This window comes from Desulfosporosinus metallidurans, from assembly GCF_001936615.1.
GTDB lineage: Bacteria > Bacillota > Desulfitobacteriia > Desulfitobacteriales > Desulfitobacteriaceae > Desulfosporosinus > Desulfosporosinus metallidurans.
The window spans coordinates 1-14865 of the sequence record NZ_MLBF01000054.1 but is presented as its reverse complement, the minus strand read 5'-3'; the positions used below and the strand labels follow the sequence as shown (position 1 = coordinate 14865).

At 45.5% G+C, this 14865-nt stretch carries 13 protein-coding genes, 7 tRNA genes and 2 other annotated features; of the genes, 1 reads left to right on the top strand and 19 read right to left on the bottom strand.

Annotated elements, in window-relative coordinates:
• Positions 1-5: 5 nt before the first annotated feature.
• From pheT to DSOL_RS21180, 19 genes are all read right to left on the bottom strand, one after another.
• Positions 6-2411, bottom strand: a complete 2406-nt coding sequence (gene pheT / locus DSOL_RS21270; protein ID WP_075366786.1) for a phenylalanine--tRNA ligase subunit beta — start codon at positions 2409-2411, stop codon at positions 6-8.
• A gap of 12 nt (positions 2412-2423) precedes the next feature.
• Positions 2424-3446 (bottom strand): phenylalanine--tRNA ligase subunit alpha, encoded by a 1023-nt coding sequence (gene pheS, locus DSOL_RS21265; RefSeq protein WP_075366785.1) that lies wholly within the window; start codon positions 3444-3446, stop codon positions 2424-2426.
• A gap of 477 nt (positions 3447-3923) precedes the next feature.
• On the bottom strand, positions 3924-4718 hold the full coding sequence (locus DSOL_RS21260) for a TrmH family RNA methyltransferase (protein ID WP_075366784.1): 795 nt from the start codon (positions 4716-4718) through the stop codon (positions 3924-3926).
• A gap of 53 nt (positions 4719-4771) precedes the next feature.
• Positions 4772-5131, bottom strand: a complete 360-nt coding sequence (gene rplT, locus DSOL_RS21255; protein WP_075366783.1) for a 50S ribosomal protein L20 — start codon at positions 5129-5131, stop codon at positions 4772-4774.
• A 27-nt stretch (positions 5132-5158) separates the two neighbouring features.
• Positions 5159-5356 (bottom strand): 50S ribosomal protein L35, encoded by a 198-nt coding sequence (gene rpmI, locus DSOL_RS21250; RefSeq protein ID WP_075366782.1) that lies wholly within the window; start codon positions 5354-5356, stop codon positions 5159-5161.
• A 22-nt stretch (positions 5357-5378) separates the two neighbouring features.
• Positions 5379-5894, bottom strand: coding sequence for a translation initiation factor IF-3 (gene infC, locus DSOL_RS21245; RefSeq protein ID WP_075366781.1), 516 nt, complete (start codon positions 5892-5894; stop codon positions 5379-5381).
• Positions 5895-5921: 27 nt separating this feature from the next.
• Positions 5922-6053, bottom strand: a sequence feature (ribosomal protein L20 leader region).
• A gap of 57 nt (positions 6054-6110) precedes the next feature.
• On the bottom strand, positions 6111-8045 hold the full coding sequence (thrS, locus tag DSOL_RS21240; RefSeq protein ID WP_075366780.1) for a threonine--tRNA ligase: 1935 nt from the start codon (positions 8043-8045) through the stop codon (positions 6111-6113).
• Positions 8046-8092: 47 nt separating this feature from the next.
• Positions 8093-8318: a binding site (T-box leader), on the bottom strand.
• A 31-nt stretch (positions 8319-8349) separates the two neighbouring features.
• Positions 8350-9222, bottom strand: a complete 873-nt coding sequence (gene ytxC, locus DSOL_RS21235) for a putative sporulation protein YtxC (RefSeq protein ID WP_075366779.1) — start codon at positions 9220-9222, stop codon at positions 8350-8352.
• Positions 9223-9477: 255 nt separating this feature from the next.
• Positions 9478-10332 (bottom strand): polyamine aminopropyltransferase, encoded by an 855-nt coding sequence (gene speE, locus DSOL_RS21230; protein ID WP_075366778.1) that lies wholly within the window; start codon positions 10330-10332, stop codon positions 9478-9480.
• Position 10333: 1 nt separating this feature from the next.
• Positions 10334-11788, bottom strand: coding sequence for an aminotransferase class I/II-fold pyridoxal phosphate-dependent enzyme (locus tag DSOL_RS21225; protein ID WP_075366777.1), 1455 nt, complete (start codon positions 11786-11788; stop codon positions 10334-10336).
• 287 nt (positions 11789-12075) lie between these two features.
• Positions 12076-12152 (bottom strand) — tRNA-Val (locus DSOL_RS21220).
• A 3-nt stretch (positions 12153-12155) separates the two neighbouring features.
• Positions 12156-12244 (bottom strand) — tRNA-Leu (locus DSOL_RS21215).
• A 10-nt stretch (positions 12245-12254) separates the two neighbouring features.
• Positions 12255-12328: transfer RNA gene (locus DSOL_RS21210), tRNA-Cys, on the bottom strand.
• A 14-nt stretch (positions 12329-12342) separates the two neighbouring features.
• Positions 12343-12417 (bottom strand) — tRNA-Gly (locus tag DSOL_RS21205).
• Between the two features lies 1 nt (position 12418).
• Positions 12419-12494, bottom strand: a tRNA-Phe gene (locus DSOL_RS21200).
• Between the two features lie 8 nt (positions 12495-12502).
• A tRNA-Asp gene (locus DSOL_RS21195) sits at positions 12503-12578 on the bottom strand.
• A 6-nt stretch (positions 12579-12584) separates the two neighbouring features.
• Positions 12585-12661 (bottom strand) — tRNA-Val (locus DSOL_RS21190).
• Positions 12662-12854: 193 nt separating this feature from the next.
• Entirely contained in the window at positions 12855-14132 is a 1278-nt protein-coding gene (locus DSOL_RS21185; RefSeq protein WP_075366776.1) for a glycosyltransferase family 2 protein, read from the bottom strand.
• Positions 14133-14274: 142 nt separating this feature from the next.
• Complete coding sequence (locus DSOL_RS21180; RefSeq protein ID WP_075366775.1) at positions 14275-14592, bottom strand: OadG family protein; 318 nt, start codon at positions 14590-14592, stop codon at positions 14275-14277.
• Between the two features lie 80 nt (positions 14593-14672).
• Between DSOL_RS21180 and DSOL_RS28490 the strand changes: the two genes are divergently transcribed.
• The coding region (locus DSOL_RS28490; protein ID WP_207649662.1) for a hypothetical protein at positions 14673-14865 on the top strand (193 nt) is incomplete at its 3' end.

Sequence of the window (14865 nt, the reverse complement as noted above, 5' to 3'; positions counted from 1 at the left end):
CTCCTCTATTTTCGCCATTCTGCGCCAAACTCCTGCTGAATTCCCTCCAGAATGCGCGAATTCAGTAGATTTACTTCCTCATCCGTCAATGTCCGTTCTAAGGACTGGTAGCGTAACGAGAACGCCAAGCTTTTACGATCATCGGGTATAGGTTTTCCCGTATAGACATCAAATATCTCGACTTGTTGCAGTAATTCCCCGCCCAGTTTTCGCATCTTAGCCATAACCGCGTCAGCCGAAGTTTCCATGGCCACGACGACCGCCAGATCCCTTTGTATGGCAGGAAAACGAGGGATGGAATGGGCACGAACGGTTTGTCTCATCCGCGCAAATAATGGAGCTAACTCTAATTCGAAGACGACCACCCGTTCAAGCTCCCACTCCTTTTCCAGCGTGGGATGAATTTCTCCGAGAAATCCAATGCATTGGTTGAGAAGGTAAATATCTGTCGAACGCCCCGGATGCAATAAGCCTTGATTCTCGGCTCTACGATAGTCTAATTTAAGTCCAAATTCTCGAGCCACTTCTTCCATAATTCCCTTAAGATAATAAAAATTATAATCCGTTGACTGGTTTAGCCAATGCCTTCCGCTCTTACCCACAGCGACCCCGGCCACTCGCAGTTCTTCTCGAGGTAGCTTCTGTAACGGTTGCTCCTCCCCCCAATACGTATTCCCGATCTCAAAAATGCTTACATCCGTGTTTCGGCGAGCAACATTGCGGGAGGCTACATCGAGGAGTCCCGGCACCAGTGATGTGCGCATCACGCTGAGTTCCTCTCGTAACGGATTAAGTAAGGGAATCGAATGCTTGGCACTCCCCCACTGGGCATCTGTGGCTGCGCGAGTGAATGTATAGGTCATTACCTCATCCATCCCGGATTGTGCCAAAGTCTTTCGTAACCTACGACGAAACTCCTGTTCAGGGGTTCTTCTACCTTGCGTCTGATCCCCTTGGGGTAGAGTTGTCGGAATTCGTTCATACCCGATCAGGCGGGCAACTTCTTCCATAAGGTCTTCTTCGATTTCAATATCTGAGCGGTAGGTTGGAATCTCAACGTGGAAAAGTCCTGCTTGTTCCTCATACTTAAAGTTTAAGTCCTCAAGAACTTGGCGAATCTCCACAGTCTTGAGCTCAATTCCAAGGACAGTTGACGTATGCTCTGCCGAGAGACTGACTTGCCGATGAGGAGGAAGTTTCTTCACTTCATCCACGAGGGCCACAGGACGCCCTGCCCCTAAGTCTAGAAGCAATTCACAAACCCGCCCCAGTGTGGCCACGATCCCGTGTGTATCAACGCCCTTTTCAAAGCGATTGGAGGCCTCGGACCTGAGTCCCAAGCGACGGCTTGTCCGACGGACACTCACTCCCGAAAAATGAGCAGATTCAATCATGAGCCGTCTCGTATCCTGCGTCACTTCACTGTCTAACCCACCCATTACGCCAGCTACTGCCAAAGCCTGATGGTCATCCGCGATGAGCAAGGTATCTGTTTGAAGTTTCCGCTCCACCCCATCTAAGGTTCTGATTTTTTCTCCGGAATAGGCAGCTCGAACGTGGACATCTCCCCGTATCTTATCTCGGTCAAAGGCATGCAGCGGTTGTCCCATTTCCAACATACAGTAATTAGTGATATCCACAATATTGCTGATGGGGCGAACTCCCGCAGCTTTAAGCCGTCGCTGCATCCACTCTGGAGAGGGAGCAATATGAACATCTTCAACTATTAGACCCGCATATCGCCAACATAACGATTCATCTTCAATGATAATCCGAAGATCTTGGGCCGTCGGCAGAGAAAGAACCTGATTCTGTTCCGCCCATTTCGGTAAATGGGGCCTTTTCTTGGTGAGACTCGCCACTTCACGAGCGACATTCACCATAGCCAAACAATCTGGACGGTTCGGGTAGAGTTCCAAGTCTAAGACACTGTCTTCACGGCCTAAATAGTGACCAAAGTTCTCGCCAATAGGAGCACCTTGTGGCAAGACAAGGATCCCGCCCTCACTGCGATCCAATCCTACCGTTCCATCAAGCAGGAGTTCTTCACGCGAACACAACATGCCTAGAGAGACAACCCCTCTGAGTTTGGACTTCCGAATGGAAAGTTCATTGGGGAGAGTTGCCCCTACCATAGCCACCGGAATCCGGTCACCAGCCAACAAGTTTTGTGCTCCTGTAACAATCGTCACTTCTTCTTGACCTACGTTCACAACACAAACCCACAGGCGGTCTGCATCTGGATGCTTTGTTAAACTAACGATTTCCCCAATTACCACTTTTTCGAACCCTTTATTCAGGTTCTCAACTTCCTCAACTTCAATCCCGCCACGGGTTAACGTTTCCGCCAAATCTTCTGCACTCTGATCGACATCAACCAGTTCGCGCAACCACTCCAAACTGACTTTCATGACCTTTCCCCCTTAAAACTGCTGCAAAAAGCGCAAGTCATTATCGAACAAGAGTCTCATATCATCAATCCCAAATTTCAGCATAGCGATACGCTCCACCCCCATGCCAAAGGCAAATCCCGTCACTTCCTTCGGATTATAGCCGCCCATTTCCAAGACCCTTGGGTGAACCATTCCTGAACCTAATATTTCAATCCAGCCAGTCCCTTTACAAAGACGGCATCCCGCTCCTCCACAAAGCATGCAGGAAACATCCACTTCGGCGCTGGGTTCAGTGAACGGGAAAAAGCTCGGCCTTAAACGAATTTCACGGGATTCGCCGAACATCTGGCGGGAGAAATTCAAAAGAATCCCTTTAAGGTCAGACATGCGGATCCCACGGTCAACTACAAGCCCCTCGACCTGGTGAAACATGGGAGAATGCGTCGCGTCGTCATCGTTGCGATACACTTTCCCTGGGGCAATAATTTTCACAGGGAGATGAGGATGAAGTTTCTCCATCGTTCGAATCTGAACTGGCGAGGTTTGGGTACGCAGCAAAATTTCCTCTGTAATATAGAAAGAATCTTGCATTTCGCGAGCCGGGTGCTCCTTGGGCAGATTGAGCGCTTCAAAGTTATAGTAATCTGACTCAATTTCCGGTCCTTCGGCAATTTGAAATCCCATCCCCAAAAAGATATCTTCAATCTCCTCCACAACCTGAGTCAGGGGGTGAAGATGTCCACGTTGCACGCGCATTCCAGGTAAAGTAATGTCAATTCGTTCCGTAGCCAACCGTTTCTCTAAGGCCATGGAGTCTAACTCCGCACTACGTTCTTCCCAAGCCTTTTCTAAACGACTACGCACTTCATTGACCACTTGGCCCATGATCGGCCGCTCTTCATGGCTTAGACTACCCATTTGACGCAGCAAGGCCGTAAGCGAGCCCTTTTTACCAAGGACTTTCACTTTGAGTTCTTGGAGCGCTTCTGGCTTGTCCAGCTCTTTCAGTGTTCGTAATGTTTCCTCGCCAATGCGTTGTATTTCATTCTTCAAATTAACTCACCCTTTCCCGATCCATCCTGTTCTTGCTATCCTTTGTATTCTAACCTTGAATTTCCTGTCCGAGTCATGGCTAGAGCCAAGCCTCTAGGCACAGGATAAGACTTAAGTTGAACTTATGCCACCCGAAACTTATACTTCTAACTGATAAAATAAAAAAAACGCCCGCCCCTGGAAAGGGACGAGAGTCACTCTCGCGGTACCACCCTAGTTTGGCTAATTCAGCCACACTCAAGCTCCCATTAACGGTGGAAAACCGGGCCAACCTACACGATCAGAAGGCCACTCCCAGGCGAAATTTAACCTCTCCGTCAATCAACTGAGGTGGGTACCTTCTTAGCTGGCTCACAGTCCATGGCCATGCCTCCCTTAAAAGAAAATACTCCTTTTAACCCGATCATCGCATTGTTATTGAGTTTGATTAAACTATTGGCGTGTTCACAGAAAATTATAGCATATCTCGGCTATGTATTACAAGAAATCCCTTTGGCGGACAATTTCATAGAGCAATATACCCGTAGCGATCGCCACATTAAGGGACTCTACGTCTTGAGCCATCGGAATGGTAACCCGCTGGACATCTGTACCTCGAAATGCCGGAGATGGGCCCTTGCCTTCGTTTCCAACAACAAGGGCCAGTGGCCCCCCTGTCAGAATGGTATGGTAAACCGAGCTGCCCTGGATATCCCCAATAAAGACACTCAATCCCCGTTCCCGGCAGAAAGACAAAATGTCTTCTGGCTGCTGGACAGGCAAAAGGACCAGGGAAAAAATGGCTCCCATAGTACTTCGCAACACTTTCGGATTATAAATATCCACAGTTCCTGGCGTCCAACAAACATGACGGACTCCTGAAGCCAACGCGGTACGTAAAATGGTGCCAAGATTCCCGGGATCTTGAAGACCATCGAGGATCAGTAAAACCGTTTGAGGATCAATGCTTAAATCTGACCACGCATAATTCACTTGACGTACAACGGCCAAAATTCCTTGCGGCTCTTCTGTAGCGCTCATTTTGCGCAGAACACGTTCATCCACTTCCTCAAACGGGATAGTTCGCTCACTTAATCTTTTGAGTAGGGGTTGCCACTCTAGCGATTCACGCTCCGGACAAACAAAGACCTTTTTGATAGGAGCATTTCGGCGCACCGCCTCCTCGACAAATCTCCATCCTTCAATCACAAATAATTGGGACTCCTCACGGGCTTTACGCCGCTGTAAAGACGCCACATATTTTACCTGCTCATTATGTATGGACTCAAGCATCTATGCCACCCCCAGGAAAGAGTAAAAAGAGGATGCTCATGCACCCTCCTCATTTACCCGTTGTTTTGAACCTTAGCAACATTAACGAATTGCGTAAACGCTGCAGCGTCGCTAATTGCGAGTTCCGCCAAGATCTTGCGATTGACAGAAACTCCAGCTTTCTTCAACCCATTCATCATGCGGCTATAGGACATGCCATTCATCCGAGCGGCAGCGTTAATTCTGGCGATCCAGAGCTTGCGGAAATTTCCTTTATTATCTTTTCTGTGGGCATAGGAATAAGCTAACGATTTGAGAACTTGTTCATTCGCCGGGCGGTAGAGTTTACTTTTCGCCCCACGGTATCCTTTTGCTAACTTTAATATTTTCTTATGGCGTTGATGCTTAGTTACGCCTTTTTTTACACGTGACATCCCGAAGACCTCCTTTTAGCTCAAGTATTATAGATACGCAATTAAACTCTTAATCCGTTTTACATCGGATTTGTTCATCACTGTCGATGTGCGCAAATTCCGTTTTGCTTTCGGTGATTTCTTCTCCAGCATGTGACTTGTGTATCCATGCATACGGATGATTTTGCCAGTTCCGGTTTTCTTAAAGCGCTTAGCTGCGCCACGATGAGTTTTCATTTTAGGCATTTGAGTAATCCCCCTCTCGGTATTAGTCGTGTTTGATCGTAGCCAAAATCATAATCATATTGCGCCCCTCGAGTTTTGGTTCGCGTTCTACAGTGGACTCTGCCTTGCAAAATTCCGCAAGTCTCACACATAGTGCCTTTCCCAGCTCAGGGTGGGTAACTTCTCGTCCGCGGAACATGATGGTCACCTTAACCTTATCCCCATCAATCAAAAATCGTTGGGCATTGCGGGCTTTGGTTTCGAAGTCGTGATCCTCAATGTTCGGACGCAATTTGACTTCTTTAATTTCCATGTTCTTTTGCTTCTTACGAGCCTCCTTATCCCGTTTGGCTTGCTCGTACTTATACTTTCCATAATCCATAAGCTTGCAGACCGGCGGCTTGGCCGTCGGTGCGATCTCGACGAGATCTAAAGACTTCTCGACAGCGAGGCTCAAGGCATCTCGAGCCGTCATGATCCCGAGTTGTTCTCCCTCTTCACCGACGAGACGAACATCCCGCACCCGGATTTCGTCATTTAGTCTTAAGTCCTTGCTAATAAGAAACCACCCCCATTAAATTTCAACGTAATAGAAAAAAGACGGATGAATAACCACCCGTCTTCTAAACAATCAAGAGCACACACTAAGCTCAGGACCAGAAGATACCTTAGCGACGAAGGCCGTAAGGTGAGAAGCGGATGGCTTCTACTTGACAACGAATATCTTACATCAAAAACTCTCTCATGTCAATACCCTACATTGGGGTCAATAATGTTAGGCCTTTTCGGAACTAACTTTCAGGACTTTCTTACTCTTAATCTCTTCTTGGATAAGGGCAATAAACTCCTCAACGGTCATTTTATCCCCAGCATTCCCTTGACCGTACCTTCGGACTGCCACCATATTCGATTCAGCTTCCTGATCCCCGACAACTAACGTAAAGGGGATCTTTTCAGTTTGAGCTTCTCTAATCTTATAGCTAATCTTTTCTTTCCGCTCATCTGTTTCTACCCTTATATCGAGATCGTTTAGACGAGAGACCAACGCTTTGGCATACTCATGATGCCGCTCGCTAATTGGCAGAATACGAACTTGAACAGGTGCTAGCCAAGCAGGAAATGCCCCAGCATAGTGTTCTGTCAGGAGGGCGATAAACCGTTCGATACTTCCATATACGACCCGGTGAACCATCACAGGTCGATGTTTTTGACCGTCTTCCCCAATATAGGTCAAGTCAAACTTCTCAGGCATTTGGAAATCCAGTTGGATCGTTCCACACTGCCATGTTCGATCAAGACAATCCTTCACATGAAAATCAATCTTAGGTCCATAGAATGCTCCATCCCCCGGATTAATCTTGTAATCAATACCTTTATCCTCTAATGCCTCTTGGAGTGCCTTGGTAGCCGTTTCCCAATCCTCATCCGAACCCATGGACCCTTCAGGACGGGTCGACAATTCCACGTTATACTCAAAACCAAACACTTTATAGAAAGAGTCCACCAACTCAATGACTCCAATAAGTTCTTCCTTGATTTGAGATGGGAGCATGAAAATGTGGGCATCATCCTGTGTAAAGTTTCGTACTCGTAACAAACCGTGGAGGGCACCGGAAAGTTCATGACGGTGTACCAGTCCCAGTTCACCTACTCGAAGTGGCAGATCCCGGTAGCTGCGTAGTTTAGTCTTATACATAATCATGCCGCCCGGACAGTTCATGGGTTTAACAGCATAATCCTGGTCATCAATTTCAGTGAAATACATGTTTTCTTTGTAATGATCCCAGTGCCCCGACTGTTCCCACAAAGAGCGATTGAGAATAATCGGAGTCTTAATCTCTTGATAGCCTCGTCTGCGGTGTTCCTGCCGCCAGAAATCCTCTAGCGCATTACGCAAGATCATGCCTTTAGGATGGAAGAAGGGGAAACCAGGGCCTTCTTCGTGCAAGCTAAAAAGATCCAACTCCAAGCCGAGCTTACGATGATCCCGCCGTTTAGCTTCTTCCAACTTAAACAGGTGATCTTCGAGTTCTGATGGTTTAGCAAAGGCAGTCCCGTAGATACGCTGCAGCATCTTATTCTTCTCGTTCCCCCTCCAGTATGCACCCGCCAAGCTCATGAGCTTAAAGGCCTTAATACTCGCCGTTGAAGGTAGATGTGGTCCTGCACAAAGGTCGGTGAAGTTTCCTTGAGTATACATGGAAATGGGAACATCCTCTGGGAGACCCTCAATGAGCTCAACCTTATATCCTTCCCCTCGCTCTCCAAAGTAGGAAAGGGCCTCAGCACGAGAAACTTCTCTGCGCTCGTATGAATACTTTTCCTTTGCCAGTCGGCTCATTTCCTTCTCGATAAGAGCCAGGTCCTCTGGGGTAAAAACATGTTCGGAATCAAAGTCATAGTAAAATCCTTTAGCAATAGTCGGTCCAATACCAAGTTTCGTCCCTGGAAAGAGATTTTCCACGGCTTGCGCCATCAAGTGTGAGGTAGAGTGTCGTAAGACATCTAATCCTTCCTCACTATCGCTCGTTACAATCTCAACCGCTGCATTTTCCGTAAGCTTATAGCTAAGATCTTTCATCTTATCATTAACTTTACCGGCTACGGCTACCTTCGCCAATCCTCGTGAGATAGCAGTTGCCAGTTCCGCTATTGTTGTTCCTTGCTCCACCTCGCGAATTGAACCGTCTTTTAAGGTGACCTGAATCATTAAAATCACTCCTTAGCATTTTTTAAAAATACAAAACTCCCGTCCCTACTAGGGACGAGAGTTCACTCCCGTGGTTCCACCCAATTGAAAGGTCTTAATACAAAGGACCTTCCCCTCGATCTCCCTTAACGCGGGCAACGGCAGAGCTTACTCATATTTCAGCCCAACACTCAAGGGTGGTTTTCTCCAAGACGTTCGTGAGAAATGCTTTCAGCCTCGGCATTCCATCTCTAGCACGATAGATCAGGGTACTCTCCCTTTCAACGATTTACTTCTCTAGTATAACAAGGAACTCTCATGGTTGTCAAAATCTTTCACACAAGGAACACCCTTGACAATCGCACACTCGATCCCCAAACACATTTCGTATGGTTTGCAACGTATCTTTGTATCCCTCATAACGAATATGTAACGTAACTAGGCGAGGTGCAACGGCAATTAACGCGCTTACCAGTAAGTCTTCATAACCTAACTCATGAACGTTGTCGAGTTGATAGTCTTCGAGGAACTGATGGGTTACTTCAATTTCGTTATCGTTATAAAGAAGGAACTTGCCTCGAGATGTCACTCCAACGTGCAAACAATCTAAGCGAGGAGCCTGACTATCCACAAAGTGCTTCAAGAGTTGGATAAACTCAATGTACTCCTTTTCCACAACATACTCATTAATCGCAAACTCCACAGCTTTATTGACTTCGTTTTTATACTCCTGAGCACGAAAATCTAAGAACCCTTCAATCTCGAAAACAGGACTGTGGTCAAGGCATTTCAAAATCTGAGAAACCAGCTTTGTCTTACGGTTAACACGATACCCCCGAACTTGTCCCAACCCTTTATTTAAATAATTCAAAGCATTGCTAATGATCATTTGCCCATTATCTTCAACGAATTGATGCTTCTTTTTTATGACCTTACGTACATGTTCTTTCTCCCAATGAAGCAAAATTGTCTCTGCCAGCGCGTTTGCCAAATAGTAGCGATGAATTTTCTGAACCATGCCCTCATCGTTTGACTCCTCTAACGAAGGGTCTTCGAATTTACACTGAATAAGCCAGTGTTTTCCCTGCCGTTCTTCGATGATTTGCAAAGGAAGTTGTTCTTGGTCACGCAATTCGCGCAGGCATTCACAAATACTCTCCCGGTAATTTTGCGTTCCTAATTGCACGGAATGTTCCACTGGCACCCCTCCATACTAGAGTATATGACCCGACTAAAGCCATATTTCAGTTGGGCCAAACTCAAAAGCATTTTAATTTTAAAAATGCCTCGAACACTCCTTAATATTTCCAAAAACGCACTATTTCATTCTTACAACACACATGCATGGGGAAACGTAAAAAAGCCTCCCCTAAGGGAAGCTTTTTTACGTTTCATATGGTGGGTTTGATAGGGCTCGAATCAAATGTTTATTGCAAATTTTATGATTGAGCATTTAGTCCTCTGCACTTACTAAAAGCTCTTGTACGTAGCTGGGTAGGGCAAAACACCCTTTATGAATTTCAGTGTTGTAATACTTTGTTTTCAGTCCCAGACTGTTCCAAGCTTGCTCGTCTATGTCGGTCAGGGGATCGTACGTTTTAGAGGCAAAACCAAACAGCCAGTGACCCGACGGATAGGTTGGAATGTGAGCCTGATAAACCCTACAAACCGGAAAAAATTCCCGAATACGCTTATGGGCTCTACGCATGGACTTAGCATACTCCTCATAATAGGGACTTTCGTGCTGATTGACGAGGATGCCATCTTCCTTCAGCGCCTTAAAGCAATTACCGTAAAACTCCCTTGTAAACAACCCCTCCCCCGGTCCGAAGGGGTCGGTGGAATCAACAATGATCAAATCATAGGCATTTTCCCTGGAGCGAACATACTTCAGTCCGTCCTCAAAATACAGTTTTACTCTTGGGTCATCCAGCTTGCAGGCGGTCTGGGGCAAATATTCTCGGCACACATCCACAACCATTTTATCAATTTCCACCATGTCAATGTGTTCAATGGTGCTGTAGCGTGTCAACTCTCTTACTGTTCCCCCGTCCCCTGCGCCAATCACCAGGACATTCTTAATCTTGGGGTTGGTTGCCATAGGCACGTGGACAATCATATCATGGTAGATAAATTCGTCCTTTTCAGTGACCATCATCAAACCGTCCAGAGTAAAAAAAGTACCGAATTCCTTGGAGTTAAAAACGTCAATTCTTTGGAATTCGCTCTGACCTGTATAGAGAGGCTTATCCACCTTGATAGAAAAACGAACGTTATCTGTGTGTTGTTCTGTATACCATAATTCCATGTTACGATTCCTCCACTATTTTAATGTTTTGAACAGACAAATCCTCTGTGCCTGTTAGAAAACAGCCTTTGGCCTTGGAATAGGTGATATAATCAATGATTTCCTCAGTTATCCGTTCTCCCGGGGCCAAAATAGGAATACCGGGTGGGTAAGACATAACAAATTCTCCGCATACATACCCCGTGCTGTCTGTGATGGCGACAGAGTGCTGATCGGAATAGAAGGCTCGCTGAGGCGTCATCACCACATCAGGATTAATGTACTCATGATCAAGCATTCCCGCTTTATCCTTCATATATAGTCTTTTTATTTCAGACAAAGAAGACACAAGGCGTTCCAAGGCCAGTTCGCGATCCCCAACGGAGATGATGGCCAGAATGTTGCCTATATCCCCCAACTCGATCTGAATTCCGTAATCATCACGGAGAATGTCATAAACCTCAATTCCTGCCAGCCCTATTTCTCTAGTATAGACAGAAAGCTTAGTGTGGTCAAAATCAAACACCGAATCTCCATTAATAAGTTCTGTGGAAAAAGCGTAGTATCCGCCGATTTTGTTGATTTCTTCCCGCGCATAATGGGCAAGAGAAGAGACTTTTTTGAAAATGCTCTTGCCGTCCAAAGCAAGGTTGCGTCTAGAAATATCCAGAGAAGACAAGAGCAGATAGGAGCCGCTGGTGGTCTGGGTCAGGTTAATCGTTTGCCGCACATGACCTGTGCTAAGACGGCCATTTTTCAGCAAAAACGAACTTTGGGTTAGCGATCCGCCTGTTTTATGCATGCTTACTGCCGACATATCGGCTCCTGCTGCCATCGCACTGACAGGCATGTTGACACCGAAGTAGAAGTGCGTTCCATGCGCCTCATCCGCAAGGACATACATATTATGGCGATGGGCAAGCTCCGTGATGGTCTTTAAATCGGAACAAATACCATAGTACGTAGGATTATTAACGAAAATTGCTTTGGCATCTGGATTTTCCTCGATGGCTTTCTTTACCTCAGCGACAGACATGCCTAAGGGTATCCCCAACTGTTTATTAACGCCGGGATTAACATATACAGGAATTGCTCCACTGATAATTAGGGCGTTAATGGCACTTCTGTGGACATTGCGTGGCATGATAATTTTGTCTCCCTGTTTGCACACGCTCATAATCATCGCCTGAACGGCTGCCGTTGTACCGTTGACCATGAAAAACGCGTGTTGTGCACCGAAAGCATCTGCGGCCAGCTCCTCGGCCTCCTTGATTACGGAGACGGGATGGACCAGATTATCGAGCGGCTTCATGGAATTAACATCAACTGAAAGGCATTTCTCACCCAAAAATTCTGTTAGTTCGGGGTTTCCTCTGCCTTGCTTATGTCCTGGTACGTCAAACGGTACCACCCGCATGGATTTGTATTTTAGCAGTGCTTCATAAATGGGTGCCTTGCCTTGCCAAAGTGAATGCAAAAAAACCACCACCTCTCATAACGATAATCAGGAGACATTCCTGCCACTATATCATTTCTGTATTTCTACGGGTATTCTAAACTATATCACGATGGTTAACCGCCCCTGGATAAGTTCAACTAGACTTAGGATTGAGTAGAACTCCACCCAAAGCAAGTTTCCTCTATCCTATGACTAACCGCAAACGAAGTTACTGAAAATAAAATTACCCATTGACCTAAATCAATGGGTAACAGCAGCCTTTTGTTGACAGACAGGTATTGTAAAGACATACCTTTAATTTCATATGGTGGGTTTGAGAGGACTCGAACCTCCGACCCCCGCGATGTCAACGCGGTACTCTAACCAGCTGAGCTACAAACCCATATGGTGCCGATGACCGGAATCGAACCGGTACGAGTTGTTAAACCCGCGGGATTTTAAGTCCCGTGCGTCTGCCAGTTCCGCCACATCGGCATGAATTGTTTGGAGGCGGCACCCAGATTTGAACTGGGGATAAAGGTTTTGCAGACCTCTGCCTTACCACTTGGCTATGCCGCCAAAGGAATAGATAGTGGAGCGGGTGACGAGATTCGAACTCGCGACTTTCACCTTGGCAAGGTGACACTCTACCACTGAGTTACACCCGCATGGTGCCTCAGGACGGAATCGAACCGCCGACACGAGGATTTTCAGTCCTCTGCTCTACCGACTGAGCTACCGAGGCAAATAAAATGGCGACCCCGATCGGACTTGAACCGACGATCTCCTGCGTGACAGGCAGGCATGTTAACCACTACACTACGGGGCCACAGTTTGGTGGGCGATGACGGGGTTCGAACCGCCGACATCCTGCTTGTAAGGCAGGCGCTCTACCAGCTGAGCTAATCACCCGAGAACTGACGATTATCAGTATACACAAAAATGTGCTCCATGTCAAAGCATTTTTTCTTACCAATCAGAAAGTATAATCTCAATTAAAAATCCATGAGCTATTATAACAACGCGCCTCGAAATAAACAGGTATTTTTGCCTGTTGTGTCAAAGAAATTTATATCCACAGACTAGGAAGGAGGATATCCCATCCTTAATTTGTTGATACCTTTTTTTGCTTAACCACATCTTCAATACTAATCGATCGCGTGTGTTTAGTGTGTGACCACTGTTTGTCCTTGCGATTTATGAAGCCCAAAAAGACAATTGGAATCCAACTGTAAATGAACAGAGGATACAATATGAGCCCAACATAAGCACGCCAAGGTAAACGGTCAAGTGCTAACGCAGCAACCGGGTAGAGGTATTGGATTGCGGATAAAATCTGCCATCCAGTCCAAGGCATCATCAGTGTGAATATATGTGTATAATTGACTTGTAATGCAGATATAAAATTTGTCAGCATGAAAAAAGTTGCGACCATAACAAGTGCTGGTTGAAAAAGGTGGATAGCGGCATCAAAGTACATTATCTTACGCTCTCTCAATCCTTTAATAATTAGGGGAAAGAAATATCGTCCGGCAACATCAACCTGACCCTGAGCCCACCGCTTTCGTTGATACCAAGACTGAATAAAGGTCAGTGGTTTTTCATCATAAACTACTGCGTCATGAGCCCAAGTCGTTTTAATACCATGGGACAATGCCTTCATGCTGAACTCGAGATCTTCAGTAAGGGAAGTAGCACCCCAACCAAACTCTTTTAATACGTCGGTGGCAATACACATGCCTGTTCCACCTAAAACATTCGAGAGACGACCCGTATTATACCTGGCAAGTTGCAGCAAACGATTTGTTACCCAAAATGCAATAGAAAACGTATTTGTTACCCAAGTATCAAACGGATTCTTGGAATCTAAGTAACACTGAACGATTTTATGTCCGTGGCAAAGCTTGCTATTCATTTCAAAAAGGAAGTTTTCCTTCACGAGGTTATCTGCATCGAAAATAGCGATAGCATCATATTGACGCTCCATTTTAAAGAGACGGTAAAACATCCACTCTAGTGCATACCCCTTGCCGCGCTTTTCAGTATTAAACCGTCGGTGAACAATTGCTCCGGCATTTCTTGCAATCAAAGCTGTCTTATCAGTGCAGTTATCGGCAACGACAAAGACGTCATAGAGTTTCTTCGGATAATCAAGTTGGAGAAGATTCTCTAGTAATGGTCCAATAACAGTTTCTTCATTATGTGCAGCAACGACTATAGCAAAACTCTTCTCCGGCTTAAGTATCTTTGTCTCTCTTTTGCGGTAGAGACCAAACATCGAAAGGAAGAAATAATATAGGGTTAAAAAGATGATAACAACTTGGACGGGAATCATAATCAGATTAAATAGTTGCGTAACCGTAATTCCAGATAAAAAATCCACAATTCAACCCCCTTCTAACCCATAAATTTTAACATAGCAACTACGCCTATGCAAGAACGATCGCTAGATTAATTGTGACAGATTGTCCACATTTTACTAGTATTTTTATTTACCATAACTTAGAACTATAACGCGATAAAAATCATCGCCGGTCGGAAAACTTAAACAAGAAGAATAAAATAAGCGATCCACTGAAACTCAAGAGCACAAAGCTTGTTTTTAAGCCAAAACCAACTGATTGCCAGTAAACATCATTCACACGCGAGCCCGATACCCAGGGAACAAACGAGCGAAAGATATGTGCAATCCCGTTACCAATTATAACAAGAAATAATAGACCTGAAATCACGGTTAGTATTCCCATAACACCAGCAGGAGTATCCAAATGCCAACGATGTATTATATCAAGTTTTATCCAACGCCATTCTACACTTAAATTCCTAAGCCATCTTTGCCACATCTTTCTCACCTCATATCTACTGTATGATGAATGTAAGAAAGATCGCACACAGTTTTAAAGAATTGTATAAAAGGCAAAAAATGGGCTATACTCGTGAACAAGGAGGTGTTGGCTTATTATGCCAGTCTTGGGACCTGATGGAAAGTTCGTGCATTGTTCCTATTGTACCCAGAAATTTCGCTTTGAATATGATGCTAGAAAACATGAACAGGAAAAACACATCAATCTGCCGTAAACAAGCAAAGAGACTACCTCTTAGTGAGGTAGTCTCTT